Genomic DNA, 21547 nt, shown 5'->3' on the forward strand with positions numbered 1-21547 from the left:
TCGGCCGGCACGGCATCACCGGCACGGCACCAGAGGAGAGACGTGAGCGGCAAGGGCGCACCGGAACTGTCCGTACGCAATGTGGGCGACCTGCGGGTCGCCGTCATCGCGGCGCAGTGGCACGAGAAGGTGATGGACGGTCTGGTCGACGGCGCGCTGCGCGCCCTGCACGACCTCGGCATCGACGAGCCGACCCTGCTGCGGGTCCCCGGCAGCTGGGAGCTCCCGGTCGTCGCCAAGGTGCTGGCCGGTCGCGGGTACGACGCGATCGTCGCCCTCGGCGTCGTCATCCGGGGCGGCACGCCGCACTTCGAGTACGTGTGCCAGGGCGTCGTCCAGGGCCTCACCCAGGTCTCCGTCGAGACCGGGGTGCCCGTGGGCATGGGCGTCCTCACCTGCGACACGGAGGAGCAGGCCCTGGACCGGGCCGGCCTGGAGGGCTCCAACGAGGACAAGGGGCACGAGGCGGTGACGGCGGCGGTGGCCACCGCGGCCACCCTGCGCTCAGTATCCGAACCCTGGCACTGACCGACCCGGTCTGGGAGCTAGGCTGACCTCACCATGTCGAACAAGACTTTCGAGGAGCTCTTCACCGAGCTCCAGCAGAAGGCCGCCAATGGCGACCCCGCCACTTCCCGCACCGCCGAACTGGTCGGGAAGGGCGTCCATGCCATCGGCAAAAAGGTCGTCGAAGAGGCCGCCGAGGTCTGGATGGCCGCCGAGTACGAGGGCAAGGAAGCGGCCGCCGAGGAGATCTCCCAGCTGCTGTACCACGTTCAGGTGATGATGGTCGCCCGCGGAATCTCGCTGGACGACGTCTACGCCCACCTGTAGAAACGCCCTCCGCACCCCCTTCAGCACACACCCGCCCCCGTTCCACGTGAAGGAAGCCGACCTCATGCTGCGCATCGCCGTCCCCAACAAGGGTTCCCTGTCAGGCCCCGCGGGGGAGATGCTGCATGAGGCCGGCTACCGCCAGCGCCGCGAGTCCAAGGAACTGCGGATCGTCGACCCGGTCAACGACGTGGAGTTCTTCTACCTCCGCCCCCGCGACATCGCGATCTACGTCTCCTCCGGGCGCCTCGACATCGGCGTCACCGGACGCGACCTGCTGGTCGACTCCGGCGCCGAGGCCGAGGAGATCCTCCCTCTCGGCTTCGCCCGCTCCACCTTCCGCTTCGCCGCCAAGCCGGGCACCGCGCACTCCCTGGACGACCTCAAGGGCCGCACGATCGCCACCTCCTACGAGGGCATCGTCGGCAAGCACCTGGCCGAGCAGGGCGTCGACGCCTCCGTGGTCCACCTCGACGGCGCCGTCGAGACGGCCATCGAGCTGGGCGTCGCCGAGGTCATCGCCGACGTCGTGGAGACCGGCACCTCGCTGCGCAACGCCGGCCTGGAGGTGTTCGGCGACCCGATCATGCAGTCCGAGGCCGTCGTCATCCGCCGCACCGGCGCGGACGCCGCCGAGCCCAGGGTCCAGCAGTTCCTGCGCCGCCTCCAGGGCGTCCTGGTCGCGCGGACCTACGTGATGATGGACTACGACTGCCGGGTCGAGCAGTTGGAGAAGGCCGTCGCGCTGACGCCGGGCCTGGAGTCGCCGACCGTCTCCCCGCTGCACAACGAGGGCTGGGTCGCCGTCCGCGCCATGGTCCCCGCCAAGGAGGCCCAGCGGATCATGGACGACCTGTACGACATCGGCGCCCGCGCCATCCTCACCACGGCCATCCACGCCTGCCGGCTCTGAACGCATACGGGAACATGTCCGATCTCACGGGCGGCGACCTGCCCACCCTCCCCGTCACCTTCCGCCCCGGCCGCACCCGGGCGGTGCTGCTCACGGCCGGAGCGGCGATCCTCGTCGTCATCTCCGCCGTGGCGATGCTGCTCGAACAGCTCGGCCCGGGGGAGCGGCTCAGCTTCATCCTGACCGGCGCCCTCATCTTCTGGGTGCTGGCCCGGATCGCCCGGGTACGGGTCGTCGCCGACGACGCCGGCGTCACCGTGGTGAACATCGCCGGCCGCCGGCGGCTCGCGTGGGCCGAGATCCTCCGGGTGAACCTCCGTCCGGGCGATCCCTGGGTCTTCCTCGACCTCAGCGACGGCACCAGCCTGCCGGCCCTCGGCATCCAGCCCGGCATCGACAAGCGGCAGGCCATCGCCGACGCGCGCGGCCTGCGGGCGCTCGCGGAAGCCCGGTCGGTGCGGGACCCCGAGACGCCCACGGAACAAGATCAGGGCTGACTCGGGGCCGTCCACCCTGCCGTTCGAGGCCCTGTCTTGATTAATCTGGTGACGGAGGCGCTGTCCTTGCGCCTCCGCCCCTGTTGTGCCCTGCCGGGCTCACGGGGGTTCCTGCTACCCGAGGAGTGACTCCCTCCGGCGATGGACGGTTCGTCCTGTAGTACCTGCGCCGCCCCTGTCCGACCTGGATCACAGGCGGCGGCATCATGACCCATCCCCTGCTGCTCCTGGCAGCCGCGTTCCTGCTCATCCTCGCCAACGGCTTCTTCGTCGCCGCAGAGTTCGGCCTCGTCACGGTCGAGCGCCCGGACGCCGAGAAGGCCGCCGCCGAGGGCGACCGACGGGCCCGTACGGTCGTCGGCTCGCTGAAGGAACTGTCCTTCCAGCTCTCCGGCACCCAGCTCGGCATCACCATCACCTCCCTCGTCGTCGGCATGCTCGCCGAACCGGCGCTCGCGGCGCTGCTGCGCGGCCCGTTCACCGCGATCGGCGTCCCCGCGGGGGCCGTCTCCGGTGTCGCCGTGGTCGTCGGCATGCTGCTGGCCTCCGCGGTGCAGATGGTGGTCGGCGAACTGGTGCCCAAGAACTGGGCGGTGTCCAAGCCCCTTCAGGTCGCGCGGTTCGTCGCGGGCCCGCAGGCCGGCTTCTCCCGCCTCTTCCGGCCGGTGATCGCGGCCCTGAACACCGTGGCCAACCGGCTGGTGCGCGCCCTGGGCGTCGAGCCCACCGCGGAGCTGGCCTCCGCGCGAACCCCCGGCGAGCTCGTGTCGCTGGCCCGCCACTCGGCCCAGGCCGGCGCGCTCGAACAGGACACGGCCGACCTCTTCGTGCGGACGCTGTCGCTGGCCGAGCTGACCGCGCAGCACGTCATGACCCCCCGCGTGAAGGTCAGCGCCCTGCAGTCGTCGGCCACGGCCGAGGACGTCGTCAACCTGACCCGCGCCACGGGCCTGTCCCGGTTCCCGGTCTACCGCGAGAAGATCGACGAAGTCGTCGGCATGGTCCATCTGAAGGACGCCCTGGCGGTCCCGGTCCACGACCGGCTGCGCACCCCCGTCGTCCGGATCGCCCGCCCGGCCCTCCAGGTCCCCGAGACGCTGCCGGTGCAGCCCCTGCTGGCCCGGCTGCGCAGCGAGCAGCCCATCGCCGTCGTCGTCGACGAGTACGGCGGCACGGCCGGGGTGGTCACCCTGGAGGACATCGTCGAGGAGATCGTCGGCGAGGTCCGCGACGAGCACGACGGCCAGGACACCCCGGAGCTGGCCGCGGCCCCGCCCGAGGAGGGCAGGCCCGCCTGGGACGTCGACGGCAGCTGCCGCGTCGACACCCTCCAGCGCATAGGGCTGGAGGTCCCCGAGGGACCGTACGAGACGGTCGCGGGCCTCGTCGCCGACCTCCTCGGCCGCATCCCTGCCGTCGGCGACCGGGCCGAACTGCCCGGCTGGCGGCTCTCGGTGCGCCGGATCGGCCACTACCGGGCCGAACGGGTCCGGCTGGTGCGCACCGGCCAGGTCGTGGAGGTCGCCCGATGAGCGCCCTGCAACTCCTCTTCGCCGCGCTGCTCGTGCTCGCCAACGGGTTCTTCGTCGGCGCCGAGTTCGCCCTCGTCTCCGTGCGCCGCAGCCAGATCGAGCCCCTGGGCACCGCCCGGGCCCGCCAGGTCCTCTACGGCCTGGAGAGTCTGCCGCAGATGATGGCGGCGGCCCAGTTCGGCATCACCGTCTGCTCCCTCACCCTGGGCGCGGTCGCCGAGCCGACGGTCGCCCACCTGCTGGAGCCGCTGTTCGAGTGGATCCGCCTCCCGCACGGGATGATCCACCCGCTGGGCTACGTCATCGCTCTCGCGGCCGTGGTCTTCTTCCACCTCGTCATCGGTGAGATGGTGCCGAAGAACCTCGCCATGGCCGCCCCCGAGAAGGCGGCGCTGTGGCTCGGCCCCGGGCTGGTGGCCTTCGCCCGGGTCTGCCGGCCGATCACCGTGGCCCTCGGCGCCTGCGCCCAGGGCATCCTGCGGCTCTTCCACGTGGAGCCCAGGGACGAGGTCGAGGCCGTCGTCACCAGCGAGCAGCTGAACCGGCTGCTGGAGGACTCCGGTCAGGCCGGGCTGCTCGACCCCGAGGAGCGCGAGCGGCTGGAGGACGCGCTGGAGCTGGGCTCCCGCCCGGTGACCGACGTGCTCCTGCGACGCGAGTCGCTGGTCACGGTCAGCCCGTCGGTCACTCCGGGCGAGATCGTGGAGCTGACCGCCCGCACCGGGTACTCCCGGTTCCCGGTGGCCGCCGACAACGGCGCCTACATGGGCTACCTGCACGTGAAGGACGTCCTGGACCTGGAGAACTCGGAGCGGGCGGTGCCCCAGCAGGTGTGGCGCCCGATGACGAAGCTGCGGTCCGACCTGCCGCTCGACGACGCGCTCACGGTGATGCGTCGGGCGGCGACCCACCTGGCCCAGGTCGCCGACGCCTCCGGCCGGGTCCTCGGCCTGGTCGCCCTGGAGGACGTGCTGGAGCTGCTCGTGGGCGAGGTCACCGACCCCGCCCACCGGGAGGATTCCGGCGTGCTGCTGACGGAGCCGACGGCGCGCGACGAACCGGAGCAGGCGCTGGCCAGCTGAGACGGGCCGCGGGATCCGTCATCGCGCCGACGGGTCCTGCGGCCCCCTGCCCGACAGCACCTCGCCGTAGGCCTGCATGAGGTCGGCGAGCCGCAGTGTCGACAGGTCGTCCCGGGTCAGCGCGCCCGGGTAGGTCGACAGGCGCAGATCCCGGTACGCGCAGCTCTTCTCGTACAGCGTCCGCAGGAACCGCCCGTTGCCGAGCTCGTCGATCCAGCCCTGGTCGACGACGTGCCCGGCGATCGAGCGCAGCTCGTCCAGCGCCTCCTCGTCCCACGCGTCGCCGTTCTCCGCGGCCAGCACCTCGCCGATCGAGGTCAGCTCCAGGGGCCGGTAGGAGGGGAAGTCGACGCGGGACGTGAACCGGGACGACAGCCCCGGGTTCGCGGCGAGCAGCCGGTCCATGCCCTCCGGATAGCCGGCCAGGATCACCACCAGGTGGTCCCGGTTGTCCTCGGCCCGCTTCAGCAGGACCTGCAACGCCTCGTCGCCGTACGCGTCGCCCTTGCCGTATCCGGAGTTGGACAGCGAGTAGGCCTCGTCGACGAAGAGCACACCGCCGAGGGCGGAGTCGATCAGCTCGTTGGCCTTCACCGCCGTCTGGCCCAGGTACTCGCCCACCAGGTCGGCCCGCTGGGCCTCCACGAGATGGTCGCCGCCCAGCAGACCGAGCGCGTAGAAGACCCGGCCGAGGATGCGCGCCACCGTGGTCTTTCCGGTGCCCGAAGGGCCGGAGAAGACGAAGTGCCGCTTGGGCGGCTGGACCGGAAGGCCCTGCCCGGCCCGCAGCCTGGCCATGTTCAGCTGCGCCGACAGCGCCTTCACCTGCCGCTTCACCGGCTCCAGCCCGACCATGCGCTCCAGTTCGGCGAGTGCTGCCTCCAGGAGGTCGGGGTCGGTGGGCCCGGCAGGCAACGGCGGGGAGGGAACGGTGTTCGCTCTGCGCGCGGCGGGCTCGGCCACCGGCGCCAGCGGCACGACGGGCGGCGGATCGGCGGGCTCGGTGAGCCGCAGATCGCGCCCCTCGACGCCGAACAGCGGGTCGAAGCCGTCCGGCCCGTCCACCGCGTCCTGCCCGATCCCGGTGAGCGTGATCGCCGCGAGGTCGGCCGTGTCGTCGTAGCCGTCGCACCCGTCGCCCTCGGCGATCGCGGCGAGCCGGGCGGAGGTGTCCATGAACGCGGCGTCGACGCGGTGGACCGCCCGGTACAGGGGGAGGGCGGCCGCCGACCGCCCGGTGCCCTCGTGGGCCCGGGCCAGCCAGTACCGCAGTTCCTTGCGCTGCGGCTGCTCGCTGCGGCAGCGCATCAGCGCCGCCGACAGGAGCGGCTCGGCCTGTCCGTACATCTCCAGGCGCACCCGGGCCATCCCGCCGAACAGCCCGGCCTCGATGCCCAGCAGGGAGTCGTCCAGCAGCGGGTCGGTGTGCCGGACCAGCTGCTCCCAGTCCTTGACCAGGTAGGCGCGGCAGGCGTGCAGGAAGCGGACCTGGTGGTCGGCGTCGACGGGCGGCAGCCCGGCGAGCGCCCGGTCCAGCTCGGGCACATGGCGGCCGTCCAGCCAGTGCGAGGCGTGCGCGAGGAGCAGGTCGCGCGGGCTTTCCAGCACCGGCTGCACCCACCAGCCCAGCCAGTACCAGGAGTTGAGGGTGCGACGGTGCCGGGTGCGCTGTTCGCCGAAGCGCTCGCGGTGGCGGAACATCCGCAGCAGCGCGGTCGTCGTGTCGACGCGCAGCGCGTGCAGCCCGAGCCAGCCGTCGGCCATCCCGGGATCGATCCGCACCGCCGTGCGGAACTCCTCCTCCGCCTGCGGATAGGCGCCCATCGTGTAGGCGTCCACGCCTCGCAGCCAGGCCAGGTCGGCCGGGGCCTCGGGGCCCTGCGTGCCGAAGTCCATCACGTCCCCCACAAACCGTGCCCCGTCGGTCTGCCGCCGAGCCGTCGCCCGTCGGCTGCCTTGGTCGAACCGCTGTGCCGCGGACCGGAGTTGCAAGGTGCGCGCAGCAGTCGTCCAGGTCGCACCGAGGGCATCGTACCTGCGTGGGCGGTGCCCGCCGTAGGGTGCCGCACAGGCCGTTCGACGAGGTGGGAGCACACGGGGCGCACGACCTTACCGTGACCCAGGGTGAGCGGACGGCGTCGCGCAAGGCCCCGGAAGGGGGGTGGGGGAGCCGTGAAGAGGGCAGAACGAAGCCCCCGATCACGGGGGAACAACCGGGGGCTTCGCGCCTGAGAGCGGCTTCGATGCCGCACATTGAGAACGTAAGACCTGTACGGGCCGCCGGTCAAGCGGAGTTGGGACAGTTGGCGAAGTTCGAGCGCACGAGCCTTCACAAGTTCACCACATCGCGGCCGGTCCCTCACGGTGAGTGACATCCGGGTGCGGATCAAACTCTCCCATCGGCCCCCGCAGCACCTCGTATCCCTCCCGCGACTGCCGCACCAGCAGGTCGGCGTACGGTCGCGACGGATCCTCGGCGAAGTGGCCGCGTTCGGCCGAAACCCAGCCGTCCCAGAAGTCCCGCTGCTCCTCCCCGTCCCGTGACCGCCCGCGCGCCCAGGCCTGCGGTGCCGGCATCTCCATCCACAGCAGACACGCGAGCACGGGCCGCAGGGCACGGCGTCCGGCGCCGACTCCCTCCACCAGGACGACGGGATCCGAGGGCAGTGCCCGCGGATCCCCGAACCGTCGGGTGCGCCAGTCGTAGGGGGCGTAGCGCCCGTTCTCGCCGCGTTCGAAGGGCTCGATCACCTCGGTGAGCAGCCGCCCGGTCCACGCGAACAGCTCCTCGTGCGAGGCGATGTCGTCGAGGTGCAGCACCGGCGCGTCGTCGAGCGCCCGCGCCAGCGCCGCGGCGAAGGTGGACTTCCCCGATCCCGCGTGGCCGTCCACGCCGATCAGGCGGACCGGACCGCAGGACGGCGGCAGGCGGCGGAGCCGGGAGGCGAGCTGGCGGATGACGGGTCCAGGTGGCGAGGAGGCGGGGAGGCGAGGGCGGCCGACGGGGGCCCGGGCTCGGGACCCGTGGACCGGAACGGCGGCGAACGGTGCGGGGGCCGGGACCGGGCACGGTCCGGGCGCGGCCCCGGAATTCTACGTCCGTACGCCACACCGGTGGTTCGGCCCCTCGTCCGTGGGCGTGGCCCGGGCGGCGGTGCTGGAAGGCGCGTCCGCGGCCGTTCATAGTGGGCGCACAGCCGCGCCGAGACCTCGGGGGTCCTTCCGCCCATGAGCCAAGCCGAACAGCCGTCCCGCAGGACAGTCCTCGCCGCCGCCGCGGTCGTCGCCGCCGCCGGACCGGCCCCGGCCGCCGCGGCCGCACCGTCCGGGAAGGCCGCCGACGCGACGGACGGCGGGGACGCGATGGACGCGCCCGACACGACGGACGCCGGTGGCGCCGAAGCGGCCCGGGCTCGGTTCGTGGACCACCGCGCCTGGACCGCCTACGCCGACTGGTCCGCCGGCGCCGCCCGGGGAACCCGCGCCGTGGCAGGGGCCCGCCCGGGCGTCGTCATCGCCGACCCGCTCGGTTCCGTCGACTACACGGACCCGCACACCAAGGCCACCGCCGCCTGGGAGTACGCGACCTGGACCTCCCCGGTCCGGGTGCTCGCGGTCCCGGCCACCGAGGTGATCGCCTCGTGGAACGCGAGCACCCCGGCCGGCACCTGGCTCCAGGTCGAGCTCAGGGGCACCTACTCCGACGGCAGGGACACCCCCTGGTACGTGATGGGCCGCTGGGCCTCGGGCGACCAGGACATCCGGCGCACCTCCGTCGACGGCCAGAGCGACGGCGCGAGCACCGTGTGGACGGACACCCTGGCCGTCGACGACGCCTCCACGGGGCTGCGCGTCGCCGCCGTCAGACTCCGGCTCACCCTGTACCGCCGCCCCGGCTCGGCGGCGACCCCGACCGTGTGGCGGCTGGACGCGATGGGCTCCGACGTCCCCGACCGCTTCACCGTCCCGGCCTCCGTGCCCGCCGCGGCGCGCGAGCTGGTCGTTCCGCGCTACTCGCAGGAGATCCACCGGGGCCGCTACCCCGAGTACGACAGCGGCGGCGAGGCGTGGTGCAGCCCCACCTCCACGCAGATGGTCGTCGAGTACTGGGGCGGCCGGCTCACCCCCGCGCAACTGGCCTGGGTCGACCCCTCCTACAGCGACCCGCAGGTGTGCCACGCGGCCCGGTACACGTACGACTACCAGTACGGCGGCTGCGGCAACTGGCCGTTCAACGCCGCCTACGCGGCCACCTTCGCCGACCTGCGGGGCACGGTGACCCGGCTCGGCTCCCTCACCGACCTGGAGACCCTGATCACCGCCGGGATCCCCGCCATGACGTCCCAGTCCTTCCTCAAGGAGGAGCTCACGGGGGCGGGTTACGGCACCTCCGGGCACCTGATGACGGTCATCGGCTTCACCTCCCGGGGCGACGTGATCGCCAACGACCCGTTCTCGGCGGACGACGCGGCGGTGCGGCGCGTCTACCGGCGGCGGGAGTTCGAGAACATCTGGCTCAGGACCCGGCGTCACAACGCGAGCGGCAAGGTCGCCTCCGGCAGCGGAGGCGTCTGCTACGTCTACTTCCCGGCCCGGCCCACCGCCCGCCAGCGCGAGGCCCTGGCCGCGGTGGGCATCCCCGTGTGAGCAACGTCTCCGCCGCGCGGGCCCCGACAGGTGGCAAGGTGGACGGATCGTGGGGGGATCCACCAGTACGTCCGACCTCAGCGAGACACCATGACCGCACAGACAGCCACCTCCGCCCGAGTCCGCACCGGGGGCCCCGACGCCGACGGTCCGAAGATCCTGGAGCACCTCGCCGGCTGGGTCCTCGTCGCGGTCGTCGCGATGCTGGTCACCCAGCTCGGGCTGCTGTGACGGGCGTGACCTGACGCACGGTTGACCTGACATACTGCGGAAGTCCCGCCGACCGCCCGAGACCAGGGTCGACATTGAATATCAGTGAACAGCGCGACGTCGTCCGCCCCCGGGCGCGCGGCACCGAGCGCTCACTGGCGCGCCGCGCCGAACTCATCTCCATCGGGCGGAAGTTGTTCGCCGACACGTCGTACGACGCCCTCTCGATGGACGACATCGCCCGGCAGGCCCATGTCGCCAAGGGGCTGATCTACTACTACTTCCAGTCCAAGCGCGGCTACTACCTGGCGATCATCCAGGACTCCGTCGCCGACCTGGTCACCTTCGCGGCGAGCGGCATCGACCTGCCCCAGGTGGACCGGGTGCACCGCACCATCGACGGCTACCTGCGCTACGCCGAGCACAACCAGGCCGCGTACCGCACGATCGTCAGCGGCGGCGTCGGCTTCGACACCGAGGTGCACGCCATCCGGGACGGCGTGCGCGCGGCGATCGTGGCCACCCTCGCCGAGGGCGCGTACGGCCGCGCCGACATCCCGCCGCTGCCGCGCATGGCCCTGCTGTCCTGGGTGTGCAGCGTGGAGGGGGCCACGCTGGAGTGGATCGACCGCCCCGAACTCTCCCGCCCGGTCATGGTCGACCTGCTGGTGAAGACGCTGGGCGGCTGTCTGCGCGCCATCGAGGAGCTCGACCCCGCCTTCCCCACGCCCGGACCGGCGCGCCGCGAGGGCTGACGCCGGCGTGCCGGACGTTCCGCCGGACGCCTGAGAGGGCCGCCGGGGAGGCTCCTGGCCCCGGGCGTTGCCCTCGGCCTGGTGCGAGGGCCCTGTCGTCCTCGGCGCCCGCTCAGCGCACGTCGCCCAGCGGGTCCGCGGTGCCGCCGAACTGCCCCGGCCGCACCTGCGGAGCCGCGAGCCGCACCCACTCGGGGTCGTGGCGGCCCGGCAGGGTCCGGCCCCGGTCGGCCCAGGTGCGCAGCAGATCGCGGTAGATGGGCGGGTCCTGAGCGGCCGGTGCGGACGGCGGAACCGATCCTGCCCGCGCGGGTTCCGGGCGCGGTGCCACGAAGAGCTGGCGGTGACGCCCGGGTGCGACCGAAGAGGTGGGGGTCATGCCAGGGCAACGGCGGCGCCGCGGAACAGGTCACCGGCCGCCGCCGTAGAGCGTGAGTTCGGTGGGTGTTCCCGTTCTCTCGCCCGCCCCTCACCCCTCCACACCGCGTCGGGCAGCCTGACACGGCACGGATGCGGGGCCCCTGACCGGCCGACAGGGAGCCCTGGCGGGAAAGGGGTTGGCGGACGACGCGGACCCCGACCGGGTCGGACGGAGGCGCACGACCCGGCCGGCCGCCGTCACCACGGGCGGAGCGGGCGCGAGGTGTCGGTCAGGCCGCGGCGCGGCGCATCACCGGCACGCGCATCGGGCGTGAGCCCGGGCCGCCGACGTGCGAGAAGGGCTGCGTGCGCCAGTCCAGGCCCTGAGGGAGCGTCAGCAGCAGCGCGGTGTCCTGCTCCTGGGGCTCCGCGGACTCGTCGGCGCAGCGGGCCTCGGACGCGGCGCGTCCCGTCCCCGCGCAGACCGTGAGCCCGAACGGGTTCCACGGCGAGGCGCACAGCGCGTGCTCCGGAAGGATCTCCTCGTCCGCCAGCAGCGCGATGGGCTGCGCGCAGTCCGGGCAGATCACGCGGTACATCTCGAAGGTGTCGTACGCGTCGAAGTGCTCGGCGTCGTCGGCGTCGAAAACGTCGGCGTCGAAGGGTTCGACGCCCTCCGGCACGGGTTCGACGACCGACCGGAGCCGCTTGGGCGCGGTGCGACCGGGGCGCTTGGGATTCTGCATGGGATTCTCCCCCTCGGACTGGGCCGTGAAGGCACTGCGGCCTCGACCACAGCAAGCACTTCCCTGCCCGTCCCGGCGGTAACCACGAGGCCATCACGAAGCCTTGACAAGTGCTGTGGCATTCGTCACATGCCGTTTGCAGATGCCGCACGCCGCACGCGCCCCGGCACATCACAAACCGGCTATGACCTGCGCTGCATACGTATACGCGGAGATCGCCCGCACGGTAGGTTCTTGCGTCATGGAGGAGCTGGACCGACAAATCGTGCAGCTGCTCGTCAAGGACGGGCGGATGAGCTACACCGATCTGGGCAAGGCCACGGGCCTGTCCACGTCCGCCGTGCACCAGAGAGTGCGCCGGCTGGAACAGCGCGGCGTCATCCGCGGCTACGCGGCCGTCGTCGATCCGGAAGCGGTCGGGCTGCCGCTGACCGCCTTCATCTCGGTGAAGCCGTTCGACCCCAGCGCCCCCGACGACATCGCCGAGCGACTCGCGGGCCTGCCCGAGATCGAGGCCTGTCACAGCGTCGCCGGAGACGAGAACTACATCCTCAAGGTGCGCGTGGCCACCCCGCACGAACTGGAGGAGCTCCTCGGGCGGCTCCGGACGCTCGCCGGGGTGTCGACGCGCACGACGGTCGCCCTGTCCACCCCGTACGAGGCCCGGCCGCCGCGGATCTGAGGGACCCCGTGCCGGGCGGCCGGCGCGAGGCGCGAGACTGTTCCCCATGAGTGAGCGCGCCCCCCAGCCGAAGACCGTCCTGCTCCGCCGTGGAGAGGTCCACAGTCCCGCCGACCCGTTCGCGACCGCGATGGTGGTCGAGCGGGGCCAGGTCGCCTGGGTCGGCTCCGAGGGCGCCGCCGACGCCTTCGCGGACGGCGTCGACGAGATCGTCGACCTGGACGGCGCCCTCGTCACCCCGGCGTTCACCGATGCCCACGTGCACACCACGTCCACCGGTCTCGCGCTGACCGGGCTCGACCTGTCCGGCGCGCCCTCCCTGGCCGCCGCCCTCGCCCGCGTGCGCGAGTTCGCGGCCGCCCGCCCGCTGGACAAGGTGCTGCTCGGGCACGGGTGGGACGCCTCCGGGTGGCCGGAGGGGCGCCCTCCCCGGCGGGAGGAACTGGACGAGGCCACCGGCGGACGGCCCCTCTACCTCAGCCGCATCGACGTCCACTCGGCCGTCGCCAGCACCGCCCTGCTCGACCGGGCGCCCGGCGTGCGCGCGGCGGCCGGTCACACGGACGGGGAGCCGTTGACCCGCGACGCGCACCACGTCGTGCGCGACGCGGCGTTCGCAGCCGTGACGCCCGGGCAGCGCGCCGAGGCCCAGCGGGCCGCCCTCGCGCACGCCGCCTCCCTCGGCATCGGCTCCGTCCACGAGTGCGGCGGCCCGCAGATCTCCTCCGAGGACGACTTCACGGACCTGCTGCGGCTCGCGGCCGCGGAGAGCGGCCCGCGCGTGGTCGGCTACTGGGCGGAGCAGGACGTCGACAAGGCCCGGGAACTGGGCGCGCTCGGCGCCGCCGGGGACCTGTTCGTCGACGGCGCCCTCGGCTCCCACACCGCCTGTCTGCACGGCCCGTACGCCGACGCGGACCACACGGGCGCCGCCTACCTGGGCGCCGCCGAGGTGGCCGCGCACGTGACGGCCTGCACCGAGGCCGGCCTCCAGGCCGGGTTCCACGCCATCGGCGACGCCGCCGTGGGCGCCGTCGTCGACGGGATGCGCGCCGCGGCCGACAAGGTGGGCCTCGCCCGGATCCGAGCCGCCCGCCACCGGGTGGAGCACGCCGAGATGCTCACGCCCCGGACGATCGCCGCCTTCGCGGAACTGGGCCTCACCGCCTCCGTACAGCCCGCCTTCGACGCGCTGTGGGGCGGTGAGGAGGGCATGTACGCCCAGCGCCTGGGCGTCGAGCGGGCCCGCACCCTGAACCCCTTCGCCGCCCTGCTGCGGACCGGCGTCCCGCTCGCCTTCGGCTCCGACAGCCCGGTCACCCCTCTCGACCCCTGGGGCACGGTCCGCGCCGCCGCCTTCCACCGCACCCCCGGGCACCGGGTCTCCGTACGGGCCGCGTTCACGGCCCACACGCGGGGCGGATGGCGCGCGATCGGCCGCGACGACGCGGGTGTCCTGGTCCCGGGCGCGCCCGCCGACTACGCCGTCTGGCGCACGGACGAGCTGGTCGTCCAGGCCCCCGACGACCGGGTCGCCCGCTGGTCGACCGACCCCCGCTCCGGCACTCCCGGGCTGCCCGATCTGACCCCCGGGGCCGCTCTGCCGGTGTGCCTGCGCACGGTGGTCGGCGGCCGGACCGTGTTCGTGCGCCCGAGCGAGTGATCTCCCGGACCGGCGCGGCGAAGATCACCCGTCCGCCCGGCGTCGTGCCGCCCGCCGCTCCTCGCCTCTGACCAGGGCATTGACGAAAGACCCGCAGGTCGAACCGCTGTTGACAGCCGATGGCGGATGGCCGGTAGGTTCGGCCGAGTCCACCACCGGACGCCCCGCCGGAGAACGTCCACGCACTCGCCGCGGCGCCGCTGGGTCAGGGACGGTGTGCCGAGCCGGCGCACCGCCACTGGCAGCCAGGCTCAGCGCCCGCGCCGCGGTGAGGGAACGTTGTGACCGGTCGGGGAGGTGTGACCCGGGTGGGGCCCGGGCGCTCAGTAGACAACGGCTTTCGGTCGACCCGCAGCCAGCGGATCCCGGGCCGGCCCGAAGAGCGCCGGGCCCCCATCCGCAGCGGGCTTGCGCCGGGCCCGTCCGGGGTACGGGCGTACATACGAGCCCAAAAGCGCGTTCTTACCCCGCTTTTGCGGGCACGACACCACCATTCGAACGTCCTGTCACGTCATCGCAGGCCGCGGCCACTATGGTGGACCCCTGCGTACGGACTTGAAGGGGCAGCAGTGAACGACGGCGACGGGACCCGCGCGGCACAGGACCGGGGACGGCAGTTCGGTCCGCTCGGCACGGCCTTGGTGATCATTCCGACCTACAACGAGGCGGAGAACGTCAAGAGCATCGTCGGCCGGGTGCGCAAGGCTGTCCCGGAGGCCCACGTCCTCGTGGCCGACGACAACAGCCCCGACGGCACCGGCAAGCTCGCCGACGAACTGGCGGCCGAGGACGACCAGGTGCAGGTGCTCCACCGCAAGGGCAAGGAGGGCCTCGGCGCGGCCTACCTCGCAGGCTTCCAGTGGGGTCTGGACAACGGCTACGGCGTGCTCATCGAGATGGACGCCGACGGCTCCCACCAGCCCGAGGAACTGCCCCGGCTGCTCACCGCGCTCAAGGGCGCCGACCTGGTCCTTGGCTCCCGCTGGGTGCCGGGCGGCCGGGTCGTGAACTGGCCCAGGTCCCGCGAGGTCATCTCGCGCGGCGGCAGCCTCTACTCCCGCATCGCCCTCGACCTCCCGCTGCGCGACATCACCGGCGGCTACCGCGCCTTCCGCCGCGAGACGCTGGAGGGCCTCGGCCTCGAAGAGGTGGCCTCCCAGGGGTACTGCTTCCAGGTCGACCTGGCCCGCCGCGCGGTCAAGGCCGGGTTCCACGTGGTGGAGGTGCCCATCACCTTCGTCGAGCGTGAACTCGGCGACTCCAAGATGAGCCGCGACATCCTCGTCGAGGCGCTGTGGCGGGTCACGGCGTGGGGCGTGGGGGAGCGGGTCGGCAAGATCACCGGCCGCGGGGCCGGCCGGCCGGAACGCCCGCAGCCGTCCGCCCCGGCCCGCGGCGACGCCGCACACGCCGGCGCCGGGACCACTGCCGACGCCCCGCAGTCCGCGAGCACCGCCGGCGAGGCCGCCGGGGGCGGCGAAGCCACGGCCGGCGCCGCCAAGGACGGTGCAGCCAAGGACGGCGCGGCCAAGGACGGCGCGGTCGACAACGGTGAGTCGGTGAAGGCCCCCGGAGACGGAGACGCCGTGGAGTCCGGCGACGGAGCGGTCAAGGCCGCGGCGTCCGGCCCGGAGGCGGCCCGTGACGCCGCCGGGGCGCGGACCGAGGACGCCTCCGGGGACGACGGCAGGCCGCACGGCGACGGCTGACCGTCCCCTTACGCCGCTCTGAGCCGCGTCCGGGCACACTGGAGGCATGACGACTGGCTCTCCGATCCGCGCATACCCCACCGACGCCCAGCCTCGCCGTCCCCAGCCCCGGCGCTCCCGCCTGCGGACGTTCCTGCCGCTGGGCCTCGCCGCGTGGCTGGTGCTGGAGATCTGGCTGCTGACCGTCGTCGCGGGCGCGACGAGCGGACCGGCCGTCCTGCTGATCCTCGTCGCCGGGTTCGTCCTCGGAGCCGTCGTGATCAAGCGGGCGGGGCGGCGGGCCTTCCAGAACCTGAACGAGGCCCTTCAGCGCGGCTCGGCCCCGCGCAGGGGCGGCAACGGTCTCATGATGCTCGGCGGTCTCCTGCTGATGATCCCGGGCCTGGCCTCCGACGCGATCGGCCTGCTCCTGCTGCTCCCGCCCGTCCAGAAGGCGGTCAGCGGCTTCGGGGAGCGCAAGCTGCGGGAGGCCGCGAGCACGCCGGGCACCCTCGGCGACGCGTTCCAGCAGGCCCGCATCCACCGCCCGGACGGCAAGGTGGTCCAGGGCGAGGTCATCAGGGACGAGCAGTGACCTCACCGGGCTGATCCCCACGGGGCTGAGTCCCGCGGCCCTGGGTCCCGACGTCGGGGCCCAGGGCCTGCGCGTTCCCGGGTCCGGGGGGCCGGACCGACTGCCCGCTGGGGTGAAGCGGGCAGCACGACGACCGCGGGCGCCGTACGTGTTTCCCGTACGGCGCCCGCGGTCGTTGTCGTGCGCTGTGAAGTCGGTCGCAGCTCCTAGGAGCTACGCGCTTTTACGGCTGTCGCGGGGATGAACCGCGAGGTTCATCGCCCCGGACCGCAGAACGGCCAGGCGCTCCTCGAGGACCTCTTCCAGTTCCTCGCGGGTCCGCCGCTCCATCAGCATGTCCCAGTGCGTACGCGCGGGCTTGGCCTTCTTTTCCTCAGGGCCGTCGCCGTCGACCAGGAGTGCAGGGGCTCCGCAGACCTTGCACTCCCACTCCGGCGGAATCTCCGCCTCGACCGAGAAGGGCATCTCGAACCGATGCCCCTTCTCGCATGCGTACTCCACGGCCTGGCGCGGGGCCAGGTCGATACCGCGGTCCGTCTCGTAGCTGGTCACCACGAGGCGCGTGCCGCGAAGAGCTCGCTCACTCATGAATCGTGCCTCCCGGGCTTGTCGCCCACAGGACAGGTGTGTCGCTGTCGTCGTCATCCGGTCAACGTCCGGGCGGCGGTAAAGATTCCCGATCCGAGTCCGTTCCGGGTCGTGCGTCGCCGTCGTAGCCGCAGCCTTGTCAACCAGTGCAGTACCCACCGGCGCCCGGTTTGTCACATCTGAAAGGAGATGTCACCCAGCGTTTCGGCATCTTTGACGCGCAGTAACGGTACGCCTGGCAGGCCAAACGCGTACACTACCGCCCTTTGGCCTTGAGCGCTAAATCCTCTCGGGCAACGGGTTCCCCGCGTCGCGGATCGCGCGTCGTACGGGTACCCGGGCGAGCAGCAGGAATCCGAGCACGAAGAAGGCCACCAGCGACACGATCGCGTCCCGGTAGCTGCCGGTGAGCTGGTAGGTGACCCCGAACAGCAGCGGGCCGAGCCAGCTCATGCCCCGGTCGCTCATCTCGTACGCCGAGAAGTACTCGGCCTCCTTGCCCGGCGGGACGAGGTGCGAGAACAGGGAGCGGGAGAGGGCCTGGCTGCCGCCCAGAACCAGCCCGATGGCGGCCGCGAGCAGGAAGAACCCCACCGGCGCGCCGGCCGGCAGGAAGTATCCCGCGCCCAGGGTGAGCGTCCAGGCGGCCAGCGAGCCGAGGATCGTCCGCTTCGCCCCGTAGGTCCGGGCCAGCCGCCCCATGCCCAGCGCGCCCGCCACGGCGAGCACCTGCACCAGCAGCACCGCGCCGATCAGCGTGGACTGTCCGAGGCCGAGCTCCTCGGAGCCGTAGACCGAGGCCTGCGAGATCACCGTCTGGATGCCGTCGTTGTAGACGAGGTAGGCGAGAAGGAAGGAGAGGGTCAGCGGATGGCGGCGCATGTCGCGCACCGTCGCGGCGAGCTGCCGCAGCCCCGGAGCCGTCGCCTCCTCCCGCAGGGCGGCCGGCCGGTCGCGCAGGCGCAGCAGCGGGATCAGCGTGAAACCGCCCCACCACAGTCCCGCCGAGGCCAGGCAGATGCGCACCGCCGTCGACTCGGAGACGCCGAAGGAGTCGTGGGCGAGATAGAGGACCAGGTTCACGACGAGGACCAGGGAGCCCGCCGCGTAGCCGAAGGCCCAGCCCCGGGAGGAGACGGCGTCGCGTTCCTCGGGCGGGGCGATCTGCGGCAGGTAGGAGTTGTAGAGCATCATCGCCACCGACTGGGCCGCGTTGGCCACGATCAGCAGCACGCCGCCCAGCAGATAGCGGTCGCCGCCCAGGAGGAACATGGCGGTCGTGGCCGCGGCGCCCACGTAGGCGGCCGCGCCCAGCAGCGGCTTCTTGCGGCCGGTGCGGTCGGCGGCCGCGCCCACCAGCGGCATCACCACCACGGCCACGATCACCGACAGGGAGACCGAGTACGCGAAGAAGGAGCCCGCCCGGACGGGGACGCCCAGGGGATGCACGTACCCGTCGGAGTCCGCCGCCGCCTTGGCGACCGAGGTCAGGTACGGGCCGAGGAACACGGTGAGCACGCTCGTCGAGTAGACGGAGCACGCCCAGTCGTAGAAGTACCAGCCGCGCTGCTCGCGCCGCCGCCCGGCGGCCTCGTCGTCGGACGCCGTCGTCCGCACGGTCTCGATGCCCACGCGCCCTCGCTCTCCGGTGCCGGAACCGCGTGCGGGCGGGGGCCGGGGTCAGACCCAGACGCCCCGGTCCTCCATGACCTTGCGCAACGCGTCGATGTGATCGGTCATGATGCCATCGACGCCCAGGTCCAGGAGCCGGTGCATCCGATCCGGATCGTTGACCGTCCACACGTGGACCTGCACCCCGCGCGCGTGCGCCGTGCGCAGGAAGCGGCGGTCGACGACCTGGATGCCCGACTGGGTCTCGGGCACCTGCGCGGCGATCGCCGAGCGGCGCGGCCTCGCGGGCAGCCCCCAGGACCGCAGCCGCAGGTCCAGCACGCCCCTGGTGCCGTACGAGGTCGCCAGGCGCGGCCCGGCCAGCCGCTGGGCGCGGGCGACGCGCGCCTCCGAGAACGAGCCGACGCAGACGCGGTCCCACGCGCGCGTGCGCGCGATCAGGTTGAGCAGAGGGTGCAGCGCGGGCTCCGCCTTGAGGTCGACGTTCCACCGCACCTCGGGGAACGTCTCCAGCAGTTCCTCGAACAGCGGCACGGGTTCCGTGCCCGCCACGCGCGCGTGACGCACCTGCGACCACGACAGGTCGGCTATGCGGCCCGCGCCGTCGGTGACCCGGTCCAGCGTCGGGTCGTGGAACGCCACGAGCTTGCCGTCCCGCGTGGCGTGCACGTCCGTCTCGACGTAGCGGTACCCCGCGTCCACCGCGCGCCGGAACTGCGCCACGGTGTTCTCCAGCCCGGCCGCGGCCCCACCGCGGTGCGCGAAGGGGAGGGGCCCCGGATGGTCGAGGTAGGGGTGGCGTACGAGGCTGGTCACGGACGCAGTATCGCTCCCCGCGGTGTCCCGGTGGCAACGACCGCGCTGCCGCCGGATGCCGCGGGGAGGGCGAACACCCGCAGGAAGAACTGGGCGAGCGGTCCGATCGTCACCGCGTACAGCAGGGTGCCGACGCCGATCGTGCCGCCCAGCGCGAACCCGGTGGCCACCACGGCCACCTCCACCGACGTCCGCATCAGGCGGACCGAACGACCGGTGCGCCGGTGCAGGCCGGTCATCAGGCCGTCCCGCGGGCCCGGGCCGAAGCCGGCCGCGATGTACAGGCCGGTGGCCACGCCGTTGAGGACGAGCCCGGCCACCAGCAGGGACGCCTGCGCGGTCAGCGTGCGAGCCTCCGGGACGCCCGCGAGGGTGCCGTCCATGGCGAGCCCGACCACGAACACGTTGGAGACCGTGCCGAGGCCCGGACGCTGGCGCAGCGGGATCCACAGCAGCAGCACCGCCGCGCCCACGCCGATCGACACGACGCCGATCGACAGCCCGGTCAGCTCGGCGAGGCCCTGGTGCAGCACGTTCCACGGCTCCAGGCCCAGGCCCGCCCGCACGAGCAGGGCGGAGCTGGCCCCGTAGAGGGCGAGCCCGGCGTAGAGCTGGAGCAGCCTGCGGACGACGCGGCCGTTCGGCCCCCGCGAGGGCGGTTCCTGTGGTGACGGCTCGGACAAGGGGTCCCCCCGGTGGTGGCAGTGGCCTGACTCGTGACACTCTGTGGCTCGGAAGCACCGGTCATCCATGGCCAATTCGGGGAAGGTGGACTGGTAATCATGGCGCAGTGGACCTCTGCGGTGGGGGCCGCGCAGCTCGCCCGGCTCCTCAAGTCCCAGCAGGACCGCCCGGCGGGCGCCGGTGCCCGCCGTCCGCCCGCCTACCGCGCGCTCGCCGACGGCGTCCGGCTGCTGGTGCTCGAGGGGCGCGTCCCCGTCGCGGCCCGTCTGCCCGCCGAACGGGAACTGGCTCTCTCCCTCTCCGTGAGCCGGACGACCGTCGCCGCCGCCTACGAGGCGCTGCGCGCGGAGGGCTTCCTGGAGTCCCGGCGCGGCGCGGGCAGCTGGACGGCGGTGCCGGCGGGCAACCCCGTCCCGGCGCGCGGTCTGGAGCCGCTGCCTCCCGAGACCCTGGGTTCCATGATCGACCTGGGCTGCGCGGCCCTGCCCGCGCCCGAGCCCTGGCTCACCCGGGCCGTGCAGGGCGCCCTGGAGGAGCTGCCCCCGTACGCCCACACCCACGGCGACTACCCGGCCGGCCTGCCGGCGCTGCGCGCGATGATCGCCGAGCGCTACAGCGCGCGCGGGATCCCGACGATGCCCGAGCAGATCATGGTCACGACCGGGGCGATGGGGGCCATCGACGCCATCTGTCACCTCTTCGGCGGACGTGGTGAGCGCATCGCCGTCGAGTCGCCGTCCTACGCCAACATCCTTCAGCTCATGCGCGAGGCGGGCGCCCGGCTGGTGCCGGTCGCGATGGCCGACGGGCTGGCCGGCTGGGACATGGACCGCTGGCGTCAGGTTCTGCGCGACGCCGCGCCGCGCATCGCCTACGTCGTCGCGGACTTCCACAACCCGACCGGCGCGCTCGCCGACGACGACCAGCGCCGCAGTCTGGTGGAGGCGGCCCGCTCGGCCGGCACGGTGCTGGTCGCCGACGAGACCATGAGCGAACTGTGGCTCGACGACGTGCGGATGCCCCGGCCGGTGTGCGGCTTCGACCCCGGCGGGTCGACCGTGATCACGGTCGGTTCGGCCAGCAAGGCCTTCTGGGCCGGGATGCGCATCGGCTGGGTGCGGGCCGCCCCGGACGTGGTCCGGAGCCTGGTGGCGGCCCGTGCCTACGCCGACCTGGGCACCCCGGTGCTGGAGCAGCTGGCGGTGAACTGGCTGTTCAGCACCGGGGGCTGGGAGCAGGCGGTGGAGCTGCGACGTCGCCAGGCCCGCGGCAACCGGGACGACCTGGTCGCCGCCGTGCGGCGGGAGCTGCCGGAGTGGGAGTTCGCCGTTCCCGAGGGCGGACTGACCCTGTGGGTGCGGGCCGGCGGACTGTCCGGCTCCCGGCTCGCCGAGGCCGGGGAACGGGTCGGACTGAGGGTGCCCTCCGGCCCCCGCTTCGGAGTCGACGGCGCCTTCGAGGGGTATGTGCGCCTGCCGTTCACGGTGGGCGGCGCCCTGGCGGACGAGGCGGCCATGCGCCTGGCCGCCGCCGCCCGGATCGTGGAGAGCGGCGGCACCGCGGGCGGCGAAGGACCTCGCACGTTCGTGGCGTAGGGCGTGGGGCGGTGAGGCGGGGGGCGTG

General features: G+C 73.1%; 21 protein-coding genes and 1 pseudogene. 14 read left to right on the top strand and 8 right to left on the bottom strand.

The genetic code is table 11. The features are described 5' to 3' along the window. Nucleotides 1–42: 42 nt before the first annotated feature. The 6 genes from ribH (at nt 43) to KMS84_RS20835 (ending at nt 4858) form a co-directional block, all read left to right on the top strand. On the top strand, nt 43–528 hold the full coding sequence (gene ribH, locus KMS84_RS20810; protein ID WP_020138141.1) for a 6,7-dimethyl-8-ribityllumazine synthase: 486 nt from the start codon (nt 43–45) through the stop codon (nt 526–528). 33 nt (nt 529–561) lie between these two features. Next, nucleotides 562–834 carry a phosphoribosyl-ATP diphosphatase gene (locus KMS84_RS20815; protein WP_200300558.1) on the top strand — a complete coding sequence of 91 codons (273 nt, stop codon included), beginning with the start codon at nt 562–564 and terminating at the stop codon, nt 832–834. 64 nt (nt 835–898) lie between these two features. Continuing rightward, on the top strand, nt 899–1747 hold the full coding sequence (gene hisG / locus KMS84_RS20820; RefSeq protein WP_256917859.1) for an ATP phosphoribosyltransferase: 849 nt from the start codon (nt 899–901) through the stop codon (nt 1745–1747). A 14-nt stretch (nt 1748–1761) separates the two neighbouring features. After that, nucleotides 1762–2244 carry a PH domain-containing protein gene (locus tag KMS84_RS20825; RefSeq protein WP_256917860.1) on the top strand — a complete coding sequence of 161 codons (483 nt, stop codon included), beginning with the start codon at nt 1762–1764 and terminating at the stop codon, nt 2242–2244. A 206-nt stretch (nt 2245–2450) separates the two neighbouring features. Beyond that, nucleotides 2451–3776 carry a hemolysin family protein gene (locus KMS84_RS20830; RefSeq protein WP_256917861.1) on the top strand — a complete coding sequence of 442 codons (1326 nt, stop codon included), beginning with the start codon at nt 2451–2453 and terminating at the stop codon, nt 3774–3776. Further along, a complete protein-coding gene (locus tag KMS84_RS20835) occupies nt 3773–4858 on the top strand; it encodes a hemolysin family protein (protein ID WP_256917862.1) in 1086 nt (361 codons plus the stop codon). Before KMS84_RS20830 ends, KMS84_RS20835 begins: the two co-directional genes overlap by 4 nt. Before the next feature lie 18 nt (nt 4859–4876). On the opposite strand, the gene KMS84_RS20840 is transcribed toward KMS84_RS20835, so the two are convergent. Together KMS84_RS20840 and KMS84_RS20845 are read right to left on the bottom strand one after the other, a co-directional pair. Next, nucleotides 4877–6754: an AAA family ATPase gene (locus KMS84_RS20840; RefSeq protein WP_256917863.1), complete on the bottom strand. Its 1878-nt coding sequence runs from the start codon at nt 6752–6754 to the stop codon at nt 4877–4879. 441 nt (nt 6755–7195) lie between these two features. Continuing rightward, nucleotides 7196–7816 carry a uridine kinase family protein gene (locus KMS84_RS20845; protein WP_256917877.1) on the bottom strand — a complete coding sequence of 207 codons (621 nt, stop codon included), beginning with the start codon at nt 7814–7816 and terminating at the stop codon, nt 7196–7198. A gap of 270 nt (nt 7817–8086) precedes the next feature. On the opposite strand from KMS84_RS20845, the gene KMS84_RS20850 reads away from it, so the two are divergent. From KMS84_RS20850 to KMS84_RS20860, 3 genes are all read left to right on the top strand, one after another. Continuing rightward, nucleotides 8087–9505 (top strand): C39 family peptidase, encoded by a 1419-nt coding sequence (locus KMS84_RS20850; RefSeq protein WP_256917864.1) that lies wholly within the window; start codon nt 8087–8089, stop codon nt 9503–9505. A gap of 90 nt (nt 9506–9595) precedes the next feature. Then, nucleotides 9596–9736, top strand: a complete 141-nt coding sequence (locus KMS84_RS20855) for an SCO1431 family membrane protein (RefSeq protein WP_256917865.1) — start codon at nt 9596–9598, stop codon at nt 9734–9736. Between the two features lie 74 nt (nt 9737–9810). Beyond that, nucleotides 9811–10470, top strand: coding sequence for a TetR/AcrR family transcriptional regulator (locus KMS84_RS20860; protein ID WP_256917866.1), 660 nt, complete (start codon nt 9811–9813; stop codon nt 10468–10470). A gap of 112 nt (nt 10471–10582) precedes the next feature. Here KMS84_RS20860 and KMS84_RS20865 read toward each other — a convergent pair whose 3' ends face one another. Continuing rightward, complete coding sequence (locus KMS84_RS20865; protein ID WP_256917867.1) at nt 10583–10849, bottom strand: hypothetical protein; 267 nt, start codon at nt 10847–10849, stop codon at nt 10583–10585. A gap of 271 nt (nt 10850–11120) precedes the next feature. Next, complete coding sequence (locus KMS84_RS20870) at nt 11121–11576, bottom strand: hypothetical protein (RefSeq protein ID WP_256917868.1); 456 nt, start codon at nt 11574–11576, stop codon at nt 11121–11123. Nucleotides 11577–11817: 241 nt separating this feature from the next. Here KMS84_RS20870 and KMS84_RS20875 point away from each other — a divergent pair, with 241 nt between their 5' ends. The 4 genes and pseudogenes from KMS84_RS20875 to fxsA all read left to right on the top strand — a co-directional run bounded on the left by KMS84_RS20875 (nt 11818) and on the right by fxsA (nt 16204). Then, a complete protein-coding gene (locus KMS84_RS20875; protein WP_256917869.1) occupies nt 11818–12258 on the top strand; it encodes an Lrp/AsnC family transcriptional regulator in 441 nt (146 codons plus the stop codon). A gap of 46 nt (nt 12259–12304) precedes the next feature. Further along, on the top strand, nt 12305–13921 hold the full coding sequence (locus KMS84_RS20880) for an amidohydrolase (RefSeq protein WP_256917870.1): 1617 nt from the start codon (nt 12305–12307) through the stop codon (nt 13919–13921). Between the two features lie 569 nt (nt 13922–14490). Continuing rightward, a pseudogene (locus KMS84_RS20885) lies at nt 14491–15294 on the top strand (polyprenol monophosphomannose synthase); the annotation flags it as partial. A gap of 382 nt (nt 15295–15676) precedes the next feature. Continuing rightward, nucleotides 15677–16204: an FxsA family membrane protein gene (gene fxsA, locus KMS84_RS20890; RefSeq protein ID WP_256917871.1), complete on the top strand. Its 528-nt coding sequence runs from the start codon at nt 15677–15679 to the stop codon at nt 16202–16204. Nucleotides 16205–16417: 213 nt separating this feature from the next. Here the strand turns inward: fxsA and KMS84_RS20895 are convergent, their stop codons facing one another. From KMS84_RS20895 to yczE, 4 genes are all read right to left on the bottom strand, one after another. After that, complete coding sequence (locus KMS84_RS20895) at nt 16418–16792, bottom strand: RNA polymerase-binding protein RbpA (protein ID WP_020128921.1); 375 nt, start codon at nt 16790–16792, stop codon at nt 16418–16420. Between the two features lie 279 nt (nt 16793–17071). Beyond that, nucleotides 17072–18424 carry an MFS transporter gene (locus KMS84_RS20900; protein ID WP_256917872.1) on the bottom strand — a complete coding sequence of 451 codons (1353 nt, stop codon included), beginning with the start codon at nt 18422–18424 and terminating at the stop codon, nt 17072–17074. Nucleotides 18425–18472: 48 nt separating this feature from the next. After that, nucleotides 18473–19240: a glycerophosphodiester phosphodiesterase family protein gene (locus KMS84_RS20905; RefSeq protein ID WP_256917873.1), complete on the bottom strand. Its 768-nt coding sequence runs from the start codon at nt 19238–19240 to the stop codon at nt 18473–18475. Beyond that, nucleotides 19237–19923, bottom strand: coding sequence for a membrane protein YczE (yczE, locus tag KMS84_RS20910; protein WP_256917874.1), 687 nt, complete (start codon nt 19921–19923; stop codon nt 19237–19239). Before yczE ends, KMS84_RS20905 begins: the two co-directional genes overlap by 4 nt. Nucleotides 19924–20022: 99 nt before the next feature. On the opposite strand from yczE, the gene KMS84_RS20915 reads away from it, so the two are divergent. Then, nucleotides 20023–21519, top strand: coding sequence for an SCO1417 family PLP biosynthesis transcription factor (locus KMS84_RS20915; RefSeq protein WP_256917875.1), 1497 nt, complete (start codon nt 20023–20025; stop codon nt 21517–21519). Nucleotides 21520–21547 lie beyond the last annotated feature (28 nt).

The sequence above is a fragment of the Streptomyces hilarionis genome (assembly GCF_024539675.1).
Taxonomy (GTDB): domain Bacteria; phylum Actinomycetota; class Actinomycetes; order Streptomycetales; family Streptomycetaceae; genus Streptomyces; species Streptomyces hilarionis.

Coding starts and splice junctions, on each gene's coding strand:
- KMS84_RS20815 (WP_200300558.1), top strand. CDS start 562: ATGTCGAACAAGACTTTCGAGGAGCTCTTCACCGAGCTCCAGCAGAAG.
- hisG (WP_256917859.1), top strand. CDS start 899: ATGCTGCGCATCGCCGTCCCCAACAAGGGTTCCCTGTCAGGCCCCGCG.
- KMS84_RS20825 (WP_256917860.1), top strand. CDS start 1,762: ATGTCCGATCTCACGGGCGGCGACCTGCCCACCCTCCCCGTCACCTTC.
- KMS84_RS20830 (WP_256917861.1), top strand. CDS start 2,451: ATGACCCATCCCCTGCTGCTCCTGGCAGCCGCGTTCCTGCTCATCCTC.
- KMS84_RS20835 (WP_256917862.1), top strand. CDS start 3,773: ATGAGCGCCCTGCAACTCCTCTTCGCCGCGCTGCTCGTGCTCGCCAAC.
- KMS84_RS20840 (WP_256917863.1), bottom strand. CDS start 6,754: ATGGACTTCGGCACGCAGGGCCCCGAGGCCCCGGCCGACCTGGCCTGG.
- KMS84_RS20850 (WP_256917864.1), top strand. CDS start 8,087: ATGAGCCAAGCCGAACAGCCGTCCCGCAGGACAGTCCTCGCCGCCGCC.
- KMS84_RS20855 (WP_256917865.1), top strand. CDS start 9,596: ATGACCGCACAGACAGCCACCTCCGCCCGAGTCCGCACCGGGGGCCCC.
- KMS84_RS20865 (WP_256917867.1), bottom strand. CDS start 10,849: ATGACCCCCACCTCTTCGGTCGCACCCGGGCGTCACCGCCAGCTCTTC.
- KMS84_RS20870 (WP_256917868.1), bottom strand. CDS start 11,576: ATGCAGAATCCCAAGCGCCCCGGTCGCACCGCGCCCAAGCGGCTCCGG.
- KMS84_RS20875 (WP_256917869.1), top strand. CDS start 11,818: ATGGAGGAGCTGGACCGACAAATCGTGCAGCTGCTCGTCAAGGACGGG.
- KMS84_RS20880 (WP_256917870.1), top strand. CDS start 12,305: ATGAGTGAGCGCGCCCCCCAGCCGAAGACCGTCCTGCTCCGCCGTGGA.
- fxsA (WP_256917871.1), top strand. CDS start 15,677: ATGACGACTGGCTCTCCGATCCGCGCATACCCCACCGACGCCCAGCCT.
- KMS84_RS20895 (WP_020128921.1), bottom strand. CDS start 16,792: ATGAGTGAGCGAGCTCTTCGCGGCACGCGCCTCGTGGTGACCAGCTAC.
- KMS84_RS20915 (WP_256917875.1), top strand. CDS start 20,023: ATGGCGCAGTGGACCTCTGCGGTGGGGGCCGCGCAGCTCGCCCGGCTC.